The sequence below is a fragment of the Streptomyces sp. 7N604 genome (assembly GCF_052245475.1).
Classification (GTDB): Bacteria; Actinomycetota; Actinomycetes; order Streptomycetales; family Streptomycetaceae; genus Streptomyces.
Genome location: NZ_JBQQBX010000035.1, coordinates 49,797 through 65,416, shown reverse-complemented (window position 1 = coordinate 65,416; position 15,620 = coordinate 49,797). Strand labels below are relative to the sequence as shown.

Here is a 15,620-nt window from a genome sequence, read left to right as displayed (position 1 = left end):
CCCGCAAATCCATGGCGGCCGATCCCCACCCGCCGCTGCGACAATGGACGGATGACAGGACGCTGGGAGTTCTGGATCGACCGCGGCGGCACGTTCACCGATGTGGTCGGAAGGCGGCCGGACGGCCGCCTCGTCACCCGCAAGCTGCTGTCGCACAACCCCGGCCGGTACGAGGACGCGGCCGTCGCCGGAGTGCGGCTCATGCTGGAGCTCCGGCCCGGCGAACCCGTGCCGGCCGAGCGGATCGCCGTCGTCAAGATGGGCACGACCGTCGCCACCAACGCGCTCCTCGAGCGCAAGGGCGAGCCGACGGTCCTGGTCGTCACCGCGGGTTTCCGCGACGCGCTGCGCATCGCGTACCAGAACCGGCCGCGGCTCTTCGACCGCCGGATCGTCCTGCCCGAGGCGCTGTACGAGCGGGTCGTCGAGGCGCCGGAGCGGGTCGACGCGCACGGCGGGGTCGTACGGGAGCCGGATCTGGACGCCGTCGCGGAAGCGCTCCGCGGCGCACGGGACGACGGCTTCCGCAGCGCGGCCGTCGTCTTCCTGCACGGCTACCGCCATGCCGCGCACGAGCGGGCGGTCGGCGAGCTGGCCAGACAGCTCGGCTTCACACAGGTGAGCTGCTCCCACGAGGTCAGCCCGCTGATGAAGCTCGTGTCGCGCGGTGACACCACGGTCGTGGACGCGTATCTGTCGCCGATCCTGCGCCGCTACGTCGACGGCGTGGCCAAGGAACTGCAGGGCACCCGGCTGATGTTCATGCAGTCCAACGGCGGGCTGCGCGAAGCCGCGCACTTCAGGGGCAAGGACGCGGTCCTGTCGGGCCCCGCGGGCGGTGTCGTCGGCATGGTGCGGTCCGCCGCCGAGGCGGGGCACGACCGCGTCATCGGCTTCGACATGGGCGGCACCTCGACGGATGTCTCGCACTACGCGGGCGAGTTCGAGCGGGTCTTCGGCACCGAGGTCGCGGGCGTGCGCATGCGCGCCCCCATGATGAACATCCACACCGTCGCAGCGGGCGGCGGCTCCATCCTGCACTTCGACGGGCGGCGCTACCGCGTGGGACCCGACTCCGCGGGCGCGGTCCCAGGACCCGCCTGCTACCGAGGCGGCGGCCCGCTGACCGTGACCGACGCCAATGTGATGCTCGGCCGCGTCCAACCTGCCCATTTCCCGGCCGTGTTCGGCCCCGACGGCGACCAGCCGCTCGACGCGGACACCGTCCGCCGGAAGTTCGCCGAGCTCGCGCGGGAGGCCGCGGACGCGACCGGCGACCGGCGCAGCCCCGAGGAAGTCGCCGCCGGGTACCTCGACATCGCCGTGCTCAACATGGCCAACGCCGTCAAGAAGATCTCCGTGCAGCGCGGCCACGACGTCACCCGCTACGCCCTCACCAGCTTCGGCGGCGCGGGCGGCCAGCACGCGTGCGCGGTCGCCGACGCCCTCGGCATCGGCACCGTGATCGTCCCGCCCCTCGCCGGACTGCTGTCCGCGTACGGGATCGGGGTCGCCGACGCCACCGCCATGCGCGAACAGGCCGTCGAGACCGAGCTCGGCGAGGACGCCATGCCCCGCATCCGCGAGGTGTGCGACGGGCTCGCCGAGCAGACCCGCGCCGAACTGCTCGCGGACGGCGTCCCGGAGGACACCGTCGCCACCTCGGCCCGGGTCCACCTGCGCTATGCGGGCACCGACTCCAGCATCCCCGTACCGCTCGGCACCGCGGCCGCGATGCGCGAGGACTTCGTCACCGCCCACCGCACCCGGTACGCGTTCACCATGGACAAGCCGCTCGTCGCCGAGGCCGTGTCGGTCGAGGCCGTCGGCTCCTCGGGCGAGACCGCCGGACACGCGGTCGATCTGCCGCGGCGCGAGGGGGACTTGGGCCCGGCCGCTGTGGTGCGCATGTTCACCGAGGGCCGCTGGCAGGACACGGAGCTCTACGAGCGGGACGACCTGCGCCGCGGGGACGGCGTCACCGGGCCCGCGATCATCGCCGAGGCGGACGCCACCACCGTCGTCGACCCCGGCTGGCGGGCCACCGCGGGCGAGCACGGACACCTCCTCCTCACCCGCGTCCGGCCCCGGCCCCGCACGGTCGCGGTCGGCACCGACGTCGACCCGGTCATGCTCGAGGTCTTCAACAGCCTCTTCATGGCCATCGCCGAGCAGATGGGCCTGCGTCTGGAGAACACCGCCCACTCCGTCAACATCAAGGAGCGCCTGGACTTCTCCTGCGCACTGTTCGACGCCGAGGGCAACCTCATCGCGAACGCCCCCCATATTCCCGTGCACTTGGGGTCCATGGGCGAGTCCATCAAGGAGGTGCTGCGGCGCAGGCGCCGCGAGGGCGCGATGCGGCCGGGCGACGTGTACGCGATCAACGACCCGTACCACGGGGGCACGCACCTGCCCGATGTCACGGTCGTCACCCCGGTGTTCGACGAGCCTGGACGTGACCTGCTCTTTCTCGTCGCCTCGCGTGGCCACCACGCCGAGATCGGCGGCATCACCCCCGGCTCCATGCCCGCTTTCAGCCGCACCATCCAGGAGGAGGGCGTCCTCTTCGACAACTGGCTCCTGGTACGGGACGGCCGTCTGAGGGAGGACGAGACCCGCGAGCTGCTGGCCAAGGGCCCGTACCCTTCCCGCGCCCCGGACGCCAACCTCGCCGACCTCCGTGCCCAGATCGCCGCCAACGAGAAGGGCATCCACGAACTCCGCCGGATGATCGAGCAGTTCGGGCTCGACGTGGTGCAGGCGTACATGCGGCACGTCCAGGACAACGCCGAGGAGTCCGTCCGCCGGATCCTCGCCGGGCTCGCCGACGGCTCGTACCGCTACGAGACCGACAGCGGCGCCGTCATCCAGCTGTCCCTGCGCGTCGACCGCGAGGCCCGCAGCGCCGTCCTGGACTTCACCGGGACCTCGCCGCAGCAGCCGGGCAACGCCAACGCGCCCAGCTCGGTGGTGATGGCCGCCGTCCTCTACGTCTTCCGGACGCTGGTCGCCGAGGACATCCCGCTCAACAGCGGCTGCCTCAAACCCCTGGAGGTCCGCATCCCGGAGGGCTCGATGCTCGCGCCCGCCTACCCGGCCGCGACCGTCGCGGGCAACGTCGAGACCTCGCAGGCGGTGACCGGCACGCTCTACGCGGCGCTGGGCGTCCAGGCCGAGGGCTCCGGCACCATGAACAACGTCACCTTCGGCAACGCGCGCGTGCAGTACTACGAGACGGTGGCGAGCGGCTCGGGCGCGGGGGACGGCTTCGACGGGGCCGACGCCGTACAGACCCACATGACCAACTCGCGGCTCACCGACCCCGAAGTCCTGGAGTGGCGCTACCCGGTGCGGGTGGAGAGCTTCGCCGTGCGCGAGGGCAGCGGTGGGCGCGGGCGGTGGCGCGGCGGCTGCGGTGTCATCCGGCGGATCCGCTTCCTGGAGCCGATGACCGTCGCGCTGCTCACCGGACACCGCCGGGTGCCGCCGTACGGGATGGCGGGCGGCGAGCCGGGCGCGCTCGGCGAGAACCTGATCGAGCGCGCCGACGGGACGGCGGAGGCGCTGGCCGGGTGCGATGTCGCCGACGTGGCGGCCGGCGACGTCCTGGTCGTCCGCACGCCGGGCGGCGGGGGTTACGGAGCGCCTCCGGCGGGGTGAGGGTTGTGGGCATTCGTTCCGCAGGGCGGAACGGGTGGGCACAACAGGGCCACCGGCGTGCAGCCGTGTACGAGACGGCAACCCCGGGCGGCCGGTTGCGCGCCGTCGCCGTGTGTGGGCCGGTTGTGGGTATGCGTTCCGCCCCAGCGGAACGCATGCCCACAACCTAGGCTCGACGCGGGAGGAAGCGTACCGGCGTCCCCGGGACGGCCTGGGCCGCGGCGGCCAGGTGCCGCTCCGGGACGACGCCGACGACCGGGTAGCCGCCTGTCGTCGGGTGGTCGGCGAGAAAGAGCAGGGGACGGCCGTCCGGCGGCACCTGCACCGCCCCCAGCACCATGCCCTCACTGGGCAGTTCGCCGTCCTTCGCCCGCTCCAGAGGCGGGCCCTCGGTGCGCAGGCCGATGCGGTTGCTCGCGGACGATACGACGTAGCCGCCGGTCGCCAGGGTGCGTACGGCCCCGGTGGTGAACCAGTCGTCACGCGGGCCCAGCACCACGGGCAGCACCAGCTCGCGCGGCGGGCCGGGACAGGGAAGCACATCGGTGCCGGACGGCGGGGCGTACGGCACGCCGAGCGGCAGCACGGCGCCGTCCGCGAGCGGTGCGGGACCGATGCCCGAGAGCAGGTCGGCCGAGCGGCTGCCGAGCACGGGCTCGACGGCGACGCCGCCCGCGAACGCCACGTAGCTGCGCACCCCGTGGGAGGCGGCTCCGACCGCGAGCACCGACCCGGCCCGCACCCGTACCGGCGCGCCCCACGGGGCCGGACGGCGGTCGACGGTGACCGGGCAGGGCGCGCCCGTGACGGCGGCGGTCACCGCGCGCCGGACGCGTATGGCGCAGCCGTCGAGCGTCGTCTCGAGGGCCGCCGCCGAGGCGGGGTTGCCGACGAGGCGGTTGGCGAGCCGGTGCGCGGGCTGGTCCAGGGCGCCGGCCCGCGGTACGCCCAGGTGCGCGTGGCCGGTGCGGCCCAGGTCCTGGATGGTGGTGAGCGCGCCCGCCCGCACGACCGCGATGGCTCGGTCCGTCACGCCGCCCCCTCCGGCCTGAACCGCACCCGCGTTCCGGGCGCGAGCAGCGCCGCGGGCTGACGCGAGGTGTCCCACAGCACGGCGTCCGTGGTGCCGATGAGCTGCCAGCCGCCCGGCGAGGAGCGCGGGTAGACGCCGGTGTACGGCCCGGCGAGCGCGACCGAGCCGCTGGGCACGCTGGTCCTGGGCGTGGCCCTGCGGGGCACGTGGTAGCGCTCGGGCAGGCCCGTCAGATAGCCGAAGCCGGGCGCGAACCCGCAGAAGGCGACGCGGAAAAGGGTGCCGGAGTGGATGCGTACGACGTCCTGCGGGGTGACGCCCCACAGCTCCGCGACATCGGCGAGGTCGGGGCCGTCGTACCGCACCGGGATCTCGACGGCGTCCCGGCTCCCGGCGGCGAGTGGCGGGACCTGCCAGCCGCCCAACTCCTGGGCGAACCACCGGGGATCGCGGAGACCGGCCAGCAGGAGGGTGCGCGCGGCGGGCACGATCTCGCGCACCGCGGGCAGTTCGCCCGCCTCTGCCCGCCGCAGCACCTCGGCGTGCAGGGCCTCGACGGCCTCGCCGCTGCCGAGCTCGACGAGCAGCCCGTCGTCGCCCACCGGCAGGCTCCTCACGCGAACGCCTTCCTCAACGCTCGCGTCATGCGAAAGCCCCCCTCATACGAAAGCCCCCTCATGCGAACGGCCCCTCATGCGAAAGCCCCCTCATGCGAACGGCCCCTCATGCGAAAGCCCCCTCATGCGAACGCCTCCACGCGCACGCCCGCGGCCTCCAGTCCGGCCCGTACGCGTCGGGCGAGGGCGGCGGCCCCCGGGGTGTCGCCGTGCAGGCACAGCGAGCGGACCTCCACCTCGACACGGCGGCCGCAGACCGAGGTCACGGCCCTGTCCTGGGCGAAGCCCAGGGCGCGTGCCACGACGGCGCCGGGGTCGGTGAGGACGGCGCCGGGCTCGCGGCGCGGTACGAGCGTGCCCGCGGCGGTGTACGCGCGGTCCGCGAACGCCTCGGCCACGACCGGCAGTCCGGCCTCTGCGGCCGCTTCGTGGAGCCGGGATCCGGGCAGCCCGAGGACGGGGAGCGAGTCCCCGGCGAGCCGCACTCCCCGGATCACGGCCGCTGCCTGCTCCTCGTCGTGGACGGTGCGGTTGTAGAGCGCGCCGTGGGGCTTGACGTACCGGACGCGCGCCCCCGCCGAGCGGGCGAAGACCTCCAGCGCGCCGATCTGGTAGGCGATCTCGTCGGCCAGCTCGTCGGGCGGCACGTCCATCGCGCGGCGCCCGAAGCCCGCCAGGTCGCGGTACGAGACCTGGGCACCGATGCCCACGCCGCGCTCGGCGGCCAGCTCGCAGACCCGGCGCATCGTCGACGGGTCGCCGCCGTGGAAGCCGCAGGCCACGTTGGCGCTGGTGACGACGGACAGCAGGGCCTCGTCGTCGGTGAGCGTCCAGCGGCCGAAGCCCTCGCCGAGGTCGGCGTTGAGGTCGAGGACGGGCGGGGATGCGGTGGCCGTGGCCGGAGCGGGGGATGCGGCGGGAGCGGGGGAGGCGGCGGTGGCTGGGGCGGTCGCGGTCACGTATCGGCCTTCATCATGATGTCGAGGATCATCTGCTGGGCGTCGCCGAGGTAGCGCTCCAACTCGGCTTCCGCCCGGTCGGTTTCGCCTGATTCGAGCAGGGCGGCGATGAGCCGGTTACGGCGCAGGAACGGCTCGTGCAGGTCGCGCGGCGAGGGCATCGCCAGGAAGGCGAGCCGCAGTTCGGCCATCAGCCGGGTCAGGTACTCGTCGATGCGGGGGCTTCCTGCCAGGCCGCCGAGCGCCTGGTGGAAGTGGAGGTCGGCGGTGCCGACCGTGGACCAGTCGCCCGCCTCGGCCGCGGCCCCCGCGGCCGAGACGGACTGGCGGAGTGCGCCGAAACGCTCAGGGGGCGCGTTGGGGGCGGCGCGCACCCCAGCCGTCTCCAGGGCGCGCCGGGTCGTGTAGATGTCGATCACGTCGCCGGGGCCGAGCACCCGGACGAACACGCCGCGGTTGAGTTCGTGCACGACCAGGCGGCCGTCGGCCAGCAGCCGGAAGGCCTCGCGCAGCGTGTTCCGCGAGACACCGAGCCCTGAGCCGAGCGACTCCTCGGAGAGGCGGGTGCCGGGCGGCAGCGTGCCGCGCGCGATGCGCTCGCGCAGCACGTCGGCGACGCGCTGCGCGGCACCGGTGGCGGTGCCGGCGGTCTCCATGGAACCTCCCGGGTTGTGGGGACCGAGCAGGGCCGTACAGATGTACGCATCGGATTGTTGAACAATAGCCTAGCGTCCGTGTCGCCGGGCGTCGCGGTGACGCCGGTCACGGGCCGCCGCGGCCGCGCCCCATCCGCTGCCCCATCCGTGCCGTTTCGGTCGTTGTCAGTGCGAGGACCTAATCTGTGCGTCGTGACTTCGCACGCCTCGGACCTCGCTCCGCCCCAGTTCAGCGGGGCACAGCCCGGCTCGGCGGCCCGGCCCGCACCCGGCCCGGCCGCCGACGAGGGGCTGGCCCGGCGGCTGCGCGCCCTCGCCTGCACCGCGCCGCTGCACGATCTGGACGCGCGCAAGGCCAATCTCGCGGGCGAGTACTCGGTCTACGCGATGGCGGAGCTCGCGCTCGCCGCCATCGATCTCGTCACGCTCCACATGGACTTCGACACCGGCGCCGACCACGAGCAGATAGTGGCCAGGCTGCTGCCGCGCGCCGCCGCCCAGGCGCCCGCCAGGCCCGCCGCGGAACACGAACGGGTGGCCCGCTGGGTGCTGGAGAACCTCATCAACGTCGGCAGCGTGGACCGCGGATTCCGCGCCGTCTACGGCACGTTCGGGCCCGACGGCGCTTATGTGCGGCGCGACTACGACTTCAAGCTCATCGAGGAAGTGCCGGGCCCCGGCGGCGGCGTGTATCTGCGGACGACCGACGAGGCGGTCAACGTCCTGGTCGGCGCGCTCGACACGGATGTGACCAGCGCTCAGATCGCCGCCGAGGTGAAGCTGGAGGTGCTCATCAGCCGCGGCCGCCTCGCCGACGCCCAACTGGCCGCGGAACAGGCCCGCTACCGCACGGTCCAGTACGCGGAGACGCTCCGCAGGACTCTCGACGCGACCCGGCGCAACGTGCGCGCCGTCGACTGGCTGTCCGCGGTCCCCGACATGATCGCCGAGGCTCTCGACCACGTCGCGGACCGCTACCGCCATGAGAACGCGATCCTCACCAACATCCGCCGGGCGCGGGACGAGGCGGAGGACGCTGAACACAAGCGGCGCGCCGCCGAGCTGGTCGACATCGTCAAGGACTGCATCCGCCGCCACACCCAGCTGCAGTCCCGGCTGCTGGAGGCGGGGCCGCTGTTCCGGGCCGAGCAGGACCGGCAGGCGTTCGCCGGCGCCGCTGCCGCCGGTGCCGGAATCGACCTCTACGGGCAGCTGGTGGCGCCGGTTCTGCCGCTGCCGGTCGAGCGGGCGACCCGGGTCACCGACGCGTTCTTCGCGCGCGGCACGGGCCTGCGTACCCCGTCGGCGGTACGGGTCGGGGACCTGGTGGACCTGCTGCTGACCCCGCCGGTCGAGCGCGAGCACCTCGGCGCGGAGATGCCCGAGCCCGATCTCGTCGCCACGCCGGACGACAGCCGGTTCAGCGAGGAGCAGCTGGCGGCCGCCCTGGAGCTTCTCGACCTCCCGGCGGATGCGCCGCGCCGCCTCTCCGGGCTGCTCGCCGACGCGCGCCGACGCGACCCCGAACTCCCGTACCTCGTCGCGCTCCTCGCGGTCCACGCGGCGAGCCCGGCGGTGGGCACCGCCTACCGGCAGGGCGAGCAGCAGCTGCTGTTCGCCGTCGACGACGGCACGGAGCTGGACGACGCCGAGTTCGGCGGCGCCGACCTCATCGTCGGCACGGCCTTGCTGGACGCGGCGGGCATGGCCGCGGAACGGGCGGAGGTGGCGTAGGTGTTGAGCTACGACCCGTCGAAGGAGCCACAGCTGTGACCGCCGAGTACGACGCCGACGACGTCCCGTACTCCGCAGGGGAGCGGGAGTCGGGCGCCCTGCCCGTGGCCGGGCCGTATGCCACGGGCGGTCCCGGGAGCGATCCATCGCACCCCGGGTCCGCCGGATCCGGCGGACCCGTCACGCCCGCCGACGCGGCCGACGCCGCCCGGCTCGTCGCCTTCGGCCTCCAGCCCAGGCTCATCCCCGCGCGCGACGCCGAGTACGCCGAGCTGCTGCGGCGGCACCGCGAGGACCCCGCCTTCGCTCGGCTCGCCGACGCCGTGGCCGCCGGGCTCGGCCTCGTCGTCCTCGAGGTGTCCACGCGCGCCGGCATGGCCGTGGCCGCCGCCGAGGACTCCGTCTTCGCGGTCCGCATGGGCGACTACGCGCGTCGCGCCTCCTCCGACTCCGCAGACCGCTTTCTGCACGGACTCGCCCATCTCGCCATCGCCGCCCTGGCGTTCCCCCGCCCCGACGACCTCGCCGACGACGGCTACATCGGACGGATCACGGTCAACGGCGTCGATGCGTTCGTACGCCAGGCCTGCCGGCGCCTGGAGGAGCGGGCCGAGGCGGCGGGTGAGAACACCGACCCCACCACCGACGCCCCCGGCCTGGAGGCGGCCTGGCGGGTGTGGGCCCGCCGCAGTGCCACCGGTGCCACCAAGGACGCGCGGCGGCTGGCCGGTTCGACCACCGGGATCGTCGGCAAGGCCGTCGCCTTCCTCACCGACTCCGGTTTCCTGCAGCGCACCGGAGACGAAGCCGGAGGCGCGTACCGCACGACCGCGCGCTATCAGCTGCAGGTCCGCGACATGGCGGGCAGCGCCGCCATGGCCGAGCTCCTCGAGCTCGGGATCGTGCCCGTCAGCGACGGCACCGCGACGCTCCTCCCGCCCGACGACACCGACGACCTCGGCCTGGTCGCGGACGCCGGTCTGCCGTTCCACAGCTGATCCTTCCGAAGCTCCTCCTTTCCGAATTCACGACCACAACACGACCACAACACGACCACAACGAGAGTCCGCCGCCATGTACGAGCTGTCCCGGGTCCGCCTCTACTCCATCGGGCCTGCCGGTGCGCGTTACGCCGACACCGTGCTCGACCTGCGGGGCGTGGGCGAGCCCGTGGCCAGCCCCGCCCCCACGCAGGCGGACTTCTTCGAGGACGAGCCCACGGGACCGCCGCGCAGGCCCGCGCCCGCGGGCGTGCTCTTCCTGGAGAACGGCGGCGGAAAGTCCGTACTCCTCAAGTTGATCTTCTCGGTCATGCTGCCGGGTCACCGCAACACTCTCGGCGGCGCAAGCTCCGGCGTACTGCGCAAGTTCCTGCTGGCCGACGACTGCGGGCACGTCGCTCTGGAGTGGCAGCACACCGTCACCGGCGAGTGCGTGGTCGTCGGCAAGGTCAGCGAGTGGCGGGGCCGGCAGGTCTCGGGCGACCCGCGGAAGTTCGCCGAGGCGTGGTACTCCTTCCGGCCCGGTCCCGGGATGTCCCTCGACTCACTGCCGGTCGCCGAGGCCACGGCCGTACGGCCCCCCGTAGAGGGCGTGTCCGGGGCGCGGGGCCGCCGCCGCACCATGAAGGGGTTCCGGGACGCCATCGCCGAGGCCGGCAAGGCGTATCCGAACCTCGACGTCGTCTGGGAGGAGATCCACGAGCGCTGGAACGAGCACCTCGGCGACCTCGGCCTCGACCCGGAACTCTTCCGCTACCAGCGGGAGATGAACGCCGATGAGGGCGAGGCGGCCGGCCTCTTCGCCGTCAAGAACGACTCCGACTTCACCGATCTGCTGCTGCGGGCCGTCACCGACACCCGGGACACGGACGGGCTCGCCGACCTCGTGCACGGGTTCGCGCACAAGCTGGGCCGACGGGCGGAGCTGACCGCGGAGCGGGACTTCACGGCGGGTTCGCTGGACCTGCTGTCCCGTATCGCCGAGGCCGCGGAGCAGCGCGAGCGGGCCCGCGGGGTGCACGCCGGGGCGGAGCGCCGCACCCGTACGCTCGCCCGCAGGCTCTCCGCCCGCGGCGCGGAGGAGCGCGGGCGTGCCGCCGAGCTCGCCCAGCAGGTGACCGCGGCCGCGGACGCCGCCGGTGAGGCCGAGGAAGCCAGGGGCCGCAGCCGCCTCGTCGCGGCCGAACTCGCCTACCGGCACGCCTCGCTGGCGCTCGCCGCGGGTGAGAAGGCCGCCGCGGCGCAGCGCCGCGAGTTGGCCGACGCGCGGACGCTGCACGCCGCATGGCAGGCCGCCGAAGTCGTGCTGCGGCACCGGGCCGCCGCCGACCGCTCCGCGCGCGTGGCCGCGGCGATCCGCGAGGCCGAGCGGGACGCGGCCCCGGCGCTGGCCGCCCGCGCGAAGGCCGCGTCCGACCTCGTACGGGCGCTGCACGCCGCGGCCGCGGACGGCGAGCGGCTCGCCAACGAGGAGGAGGAGCGCTCCGCCGCCCTTCAGGAAGCGGGCGAGGCGGCGCACCGCGACGCGACGGCCGCGGCCACCGAGGCCCAGCGCGCCCGCAGCGAGGCGGAGCACCTGCGGCAGCGGCTCGCCGAGGTCGAGCAGGAGACCGCGGAGGCGGTACGTGCGGGCTGGCTCGACGTCCCCCAGCCACCGCCCGGTGGTGCCCCCACCGCGCCTGACGCGGACCCGGCCCGCGTGGCGCTCGCGGCGAGCGACGCCGAGAAGTCGGCGGTCGCCACGTGGGACAGCGCGCGCGAGACGGCCCGTCAGACCGCGGACCGCGCCAGTGAGGCGGCCGCGGACCAGACCCGGGCAGAACTGGCCGCGGCCCGTGCCGCGGACGCCGCCGAGGCGGCGGAGTCCGCCTACGCGGCGGAGCGGCGCGCCGCGGAGTCCCTCGGCGCGGAGGAGCGCCTGGCGGAACTGCTGAGCCTCCCGAACACCCCGCTGCGCCCTGTGCCCCCGCCCCGCCGCGGCGGGGCTCCGGGCGAAGGCCAGGGCATGGTGACCCCACCTCGCCGACGCACAGCCGAAGGCACTGACGGCCAGGACGGCAGGCCGACCCACGCGTCCACGGACGGCACGTCACGACGCGTCGCACGCGCCGAGGCTCCCGCCGCCGCCGACCGGACCGACGCGCGGGCTGTGGCGCCCTCGACCGCCGGCACGCCCTCGGACGTGGCGCCCGCCGACGCCAACGGACGCGCTGCAGACGGCGGGGGCGCGCAGACGCCTGACGGCTACTCAGCCGATGGCGATCGAATGCCGACGGGTGAGGCTCACGGCGGCCGTGTCATCGCGTCCGAAGCCGCGGGCACCGGGACCCCGGGCACCGCGGACGCCTCCGGCGCGGACCCGTCGAGCGCCGAGACATCGCCGCGCGCGGCCGAACCCGGGGCCGCTGGCGGCCGAGCACCGGGGGTGCCCGAGGCTGACGGCCCCTCAGCCGAGGACGGCCACCGCGCGCGGGCGGACCAGCTTCTCGGAGCCCGGGACGGGCAGCCGGGCAGCGCAGGTTCGCCCGGCACGGGCACCTCCCCGCACGGGGCGGATGCGGGCGCCGGTGGGGGCGCCGCGGGCTCTGGAATCGGTGCGTCCCCAGGCGGGGCCGGGGTTGACCCCGATGACCCTGATGACCCCGACCCCGATGACCCCGACCCCGATGACTCCGATGTCCGAGCAATCAGCGGCGCGGACGCCGATGAGACAGGGAGTTCGCCAGGGGTTGACGGCTGCTCAGCCGAGGACAGCGTCCGCATGGGGGCAGGACGGCCGCATGAGGCGCGGGGCGGGCATCGCGGCACGGAGGGTTCCGGCGCGGGGGTATTGGACAGCGGCGCGGCCTCTCGCGAGGCCGGCGCTCACGGCGGTGGGCGCGCTGCTGATGGCCGCGCTGGGGCCGGGGAGGGGGTCGGTGCCCCCCCAACTCCGGGAGCTCACACGGCCGGTGCTGCCGACGGCCGGTTCCGGGGCGCCGGGGGCGGGGGAACGGACGCCCGTGGTGCCGACTCGTCCGACAGCGGCGCGTCCTCCCGCCCAGGCGGGCTCGGCGCCGACGAGTTCACAGCCCGCGGCGCGGAAGGCGGTGGCGGGCGTTCCGGCGCCGGGGAGGTGCCCGCTGGTCCGGGCCGGCCGCCCGCGGGTGCAGGCCCTCGCGCCACGGACGCCGACTTCGGCCCTCTCGGCGCCGAGGAGCTCGACCGGAGTGCCGAGGCGCTCCGTGACATGCTCGAGGAGACCGTCGCGGCCGCCGAGCGGCAGCTCTTCGAGCTGCGCACCGCCGCCGCCGACGACGCCCGGATTCTCGGGGCGCTCGGCGACGGCGGGCTGCTTCCGCCGGGGCCGGACGTGCTGGCCGCGGTGGAGTACCTCGGCGAGCACGGCATCCCCGCCCTGCCCGGCTGGCGGTATCTCGCCCAGGCCGTCGACCCGGCCGACCACGCCGCGGTCATGGCCGCCCGCCCCGAGCTCGTCGACGGCGTGGTCATCACCGATCCCGAAACGCACGCGCGCGCCCGTGAAGTCCTTGTCGGCGCGGCCCTCCTGCCGCGGTCCACCGTCGCCGTCGGAACCGCCGCCGCGCTGCTCGCGCCGACCCCGGGACCCGGTGTGCAGGACAGCGGAGTGTTCCTCGTACCGCCGAACCCGGCGATGCACGACGAGCGCGCGGCCGACGACGAGCGGCTGGCCCTGCGCGCCCGCGCCACCGCGCGCGACGAGGAGATCCGGGCGCTGGCCGCCCGGCTCGCGACCGACCGTGCGCTCGCGGCGCGGCTCGCCTCCTGGCGTACGGGCTGCCCGCCCGGCCGCCTGGCCGAGCTCGCCGATGCGGCCGGTACGGCACGCGCGGCCGCGGAGAGCGCCGAGCGGGAGCTGGCGGAGGCGCGTACGGCGCGTGCCGAGGCGGACGAGGTCGCCGCCGAGGCGGCGAGGGTCCGCGACGAGCGGCAGGAGGCCGCACAGCGGGCCCGCCGCGCGGCCGACGCCCTGGCCGGGCTGGCCTTCCGGCTCCGCGAGCGCGCGTCCTGGCAGCCGAGGCTGCGCGAACTGGCCGACGAGGCCGCCGAGTCGGAGGCCAGGGCCGCCGCCTGCCTGGAGCGGGCCAGGGCGGCGGACGAGGACCGCAGGGCCGCGCAGCGCGCGGCCGACGATGCGCGCCGCACCGCCCGCGCCCTGCGCGCCGAGCGCGCCGAGATCGCGGGCGCCCCCGAGGACACCCCTGCCGACGCGGCCCCGACGGGCGCCGCGCTGCCCGCGCTGCGCGAGGCGTACCGCGCGGCCTCGCAGCTGTACGAGAAGGTGGGCGTCGGCGCTGACCTGCGCGCCGAGCAGGCCAGGGCCGAGAGTGACGAGAGCGCGGCCCTCGCCGAACTCGACCGGCTCACCAACAAGGTCCGCACCCGCGCCGCCCAGCTCCTCGAAGGTACCGACGGCGCAGACGGCCCGTCCCGCCAGGCCGCCGCAGCCCGCGCCGAGTCCCTCGTACAGATGCTGGAGTCCAGGGCCTCCACCGCCAGCGAGCAGCTCGGCCGCCTCCGCGGCGAGGCCGAACGGCACGCGCCGGCCGAAGGGGACGCCCACACCGAACTGCCGGAGACGATGGTCCCGAGCGACGCCGAGCACGCGAAGGATCTCCTGCGGGTCGCCACCGCCGAGCTCGCGGCCCGTGCGGACGACCTGGAGACGGCCCGCGCCGCGCACGCCGCACTGCTGCGCGAGCACCGGGCGGCCGAGGACGCGGCGGGCGGCTTCGACGAACTGGCCGCGCTGCTGCGCGATCTGCTGCGGGATGGCCACCAGGCCCAAGCCCAAGCCCAGGCTCAGGCCGGGGACCAGGACGCCGGGACGCCGGAGCCGTACCGGGGCGGCCTCGAGGAGGCGCGGCAGGCCGCTGCCGAGGCCCGCCGCTCGCTGCGCGGCTGCGCGGCCGACCTCTCGTCCGCCGAGTCGGCCGTGCGCGACGCGAGCGACGTGCTCGTACGGCACGCCAACTCCACCCGCTACGAGCAGGTCCGCACCCCCGCCCGGCAGCAGATCCGCGAGCTGCCCGCCTCCGCCCTGCCCGAGCACGCGGCGGCCTGGGCCGAGGCGTTCGCGCCCCGGCTGCGCGTCCTCACCGACGAGCTGGTGCAGCTGGAGCGGAACCGGGACAGCATCGTCGACCGGCTCCGGGGCCTGGTGGAGTCCTCGCTCGCCACGCTCCGTTCGGCGCAGCGGCTCTCCCGGCTCCCCGAAGGGCTGGGGGAGTGGTCGGGGCAGGAGTTCCTGCGGATCCGCTTCGACGACCCGGATCAGGCCACGCTCACCGAGCGGCTCGGCGAGGTCATCGACGAGGCGACCCGGGCCGCCGTACGCAAGAACTCCGACCTGCGCAGGGACGGCATGTCCCTGCTGCTGCGCGGCGTCGCGGCGGCCCTCGCACCCAAGGGCGTGTCCGTCGAGATCCTCAAGCCGGACGCCGTACTGCGCGCCGAGCGGGTCCCGGTCGGGCAGATGGGCGACGTCTTCTCGGGCGGGCAGCTGCTGACCGCGGCCATCGCGCTGTACTGCACGATGGCGGCGCTGCGCAGCAACGACCGCGGCCGCGACAAGCACCGCCACGCGGGCACCCTCTTCCTGGACAACCCCATCGGCCGCGCCAACGCCACGTATCTGCTGGAGCTGCAGCGGGCCGTCGCGGATGCGCTCGGCGTCCAGCTGCTCTACACGACGGGCCTGTTCGACACCACGGCGCTGGCGGAGTTCCCGCTGGTCATCCGACTGCGGAACGACGCGGACCTGCGGGCGGGGCTGAAGTACATCAGCGTCGAGGAGCATCTGCGCCCCGGGCTGCCACAGCGGGCCGAGGGCGAGGAGACGGTGCACGGCGAGATCACCGCGACCCGGATGTTCAAGCGCCCGCCGGTCCCCGCGGACTGACGAGGGGCGGGGCGTCGAGGACTGGCCGGGGACT

At 75.0% G+C, this 15,620-nt stretch carries 8 protein-coding genes; 4 read left to right on the top strand and 4 right to left on the bottom strand.

Annotated features, from left to right (window positions below; translation table 11 throughout):
• The first annotated feature begins 51 nt into the window (after window positions 1-51).
• Window positions 52-3,663: a hydantoinase B/oxoprolinase family protein gene (locus ACTWP8_RS31505; protein WP_443325492.1), complete on the top strand. Its 3,612-nt coding sequence runs from the start codon at window positions 52-54 to the stop codon at window positions 3,661-3,663.
• A 166-nt stretch (window positions 3,664-3,829) separates the two neighbouring features.
• Here the strand turns inward: ACTWP8_RS31505 and ACTWP8_RS31500 are convergent, their stop codons facing one another.
• From ACTWP8_RS31500 to ACTWP8_RS31485, 4 genes are all read right to left on the bottom strand, one after another.
• Window positions 3,830-4,696, bottom strand: coding sequence for a biotin-dependent carboxyltransferase family protein (locus ACTWP8_RS31500; protein WP_443325491.1), 867 nt, complete (start codon window positions 4,694-4,696; stop codon window positions 3,830-3,832).
• On the bottom strand, window positions 4,693-5,313 hold the full coding sequence (gene pxpB, locus ACTWP8_RS31495) for a 5-oxoprolinase subunit PxpB (protein WP_443325490.1): 621 nt from the start codon (window positions 5,311-5,313) through the stop codon (window positions 4,693-4,695). Before pxpB ends, ACTWP8_RS31500 begins: the two co-directional genes overlap by 4 nt.
• Before the next feature lie 122 nt (window positions 5,314-5,435).
• Window positions 5,436-6,272, bottom strand: coding sequence for a LamB/YcsF family protein (locus ACTWP8_RS31490; RefSeq protein WP_443325489.1), 837 nt, complete (start codon window positions 6,270-6,272; stop codon window positions 5,436-5,438).
• On the bottom strand, window positions 6,269-6,928 hold the full coding sequence (locus ACTWP8_RS31485; protein ID WP_443325488.1) for a GntR family transcriptional regulator: 660 nt from the start codon (window positions 6,926-6,928) through the stop codon (window positions 6,269-6,271). Before ACTWP8_RS31485 ends, ACTWP8_RS31490 begins: the two co-directional genes overlap by 4 nt.
• A 192-nt stretch (window positions 6,929-7,120) precedes the next feature.
• Between ACTWP8_RS31485 and ACTWP8_RS31480 the strand changes: the two genes are divergently transcribed.
• From ACTWP8_RS31480 to ACTWP8_RS31470, 3 genes are all read left to right on the top strand, one after another.
• Window positions 7,121-8,662 (top strand): hypothetical protein, encoded by a 1,542-nt coding sequence (locus tag ACTWP8_RS31480; protein ID WP_443325487.1) that lies wholly within the window; start codon window positions 7,121-7,123, stop codon window positions 8,660-8,662.
• Window positions 8,663-8,766: 104 nt separating this feature from the next.
• On the top strand, window positions 8,767-9,660 hold the full coding sequence (locus ACTWP8_RS31475; protein WP_443325514.1) for a hypothetical protein: 894 nt from the start codon (window positions 8,767-8,769) through the stop codon (window positions 9,658-9,660).
• 76 nt (window positions 9,661-9,736) lie between these two features.
• Window positions 9,737-15,586, top strand: coding sequence for a hypothetical protein (locus ACTWP8_RS31470; RefSeq protein WP_443325486.1), 5,850 nt, complete (start codon window positions 9,737-9,739; stop codon window positions 15,584-15,586).
• Window positions 15,587-15,620 lie beyond the last annotated feature (34 nt).

Bases quoted from the DNA above. Each gene is read 5' to 3' on its own strand.
- ACTWP8_RS31505 (WP_443325492.1), top strand. From the start codon at position 52: ATGACAGGACGCTGGGAGTTCTGGATCGACCGCGGCGGCACGTTCACC.
- ACTWP8_RS31485 (WP_443325488.1), bottom strand. From the start codon at position 6,928: ATGGAGACCGCCGGCACCGCCACCGGTGCCGCGCAGCGCGTCGCCGAC.
- ACTWP8_RS31470 (WP_443325486.1), top strand. From the start codon at position 9,737: ATGTACGAGCTGTCCCGGGTCCGCCTCTACTCCATCGGGCCTGCCGGT.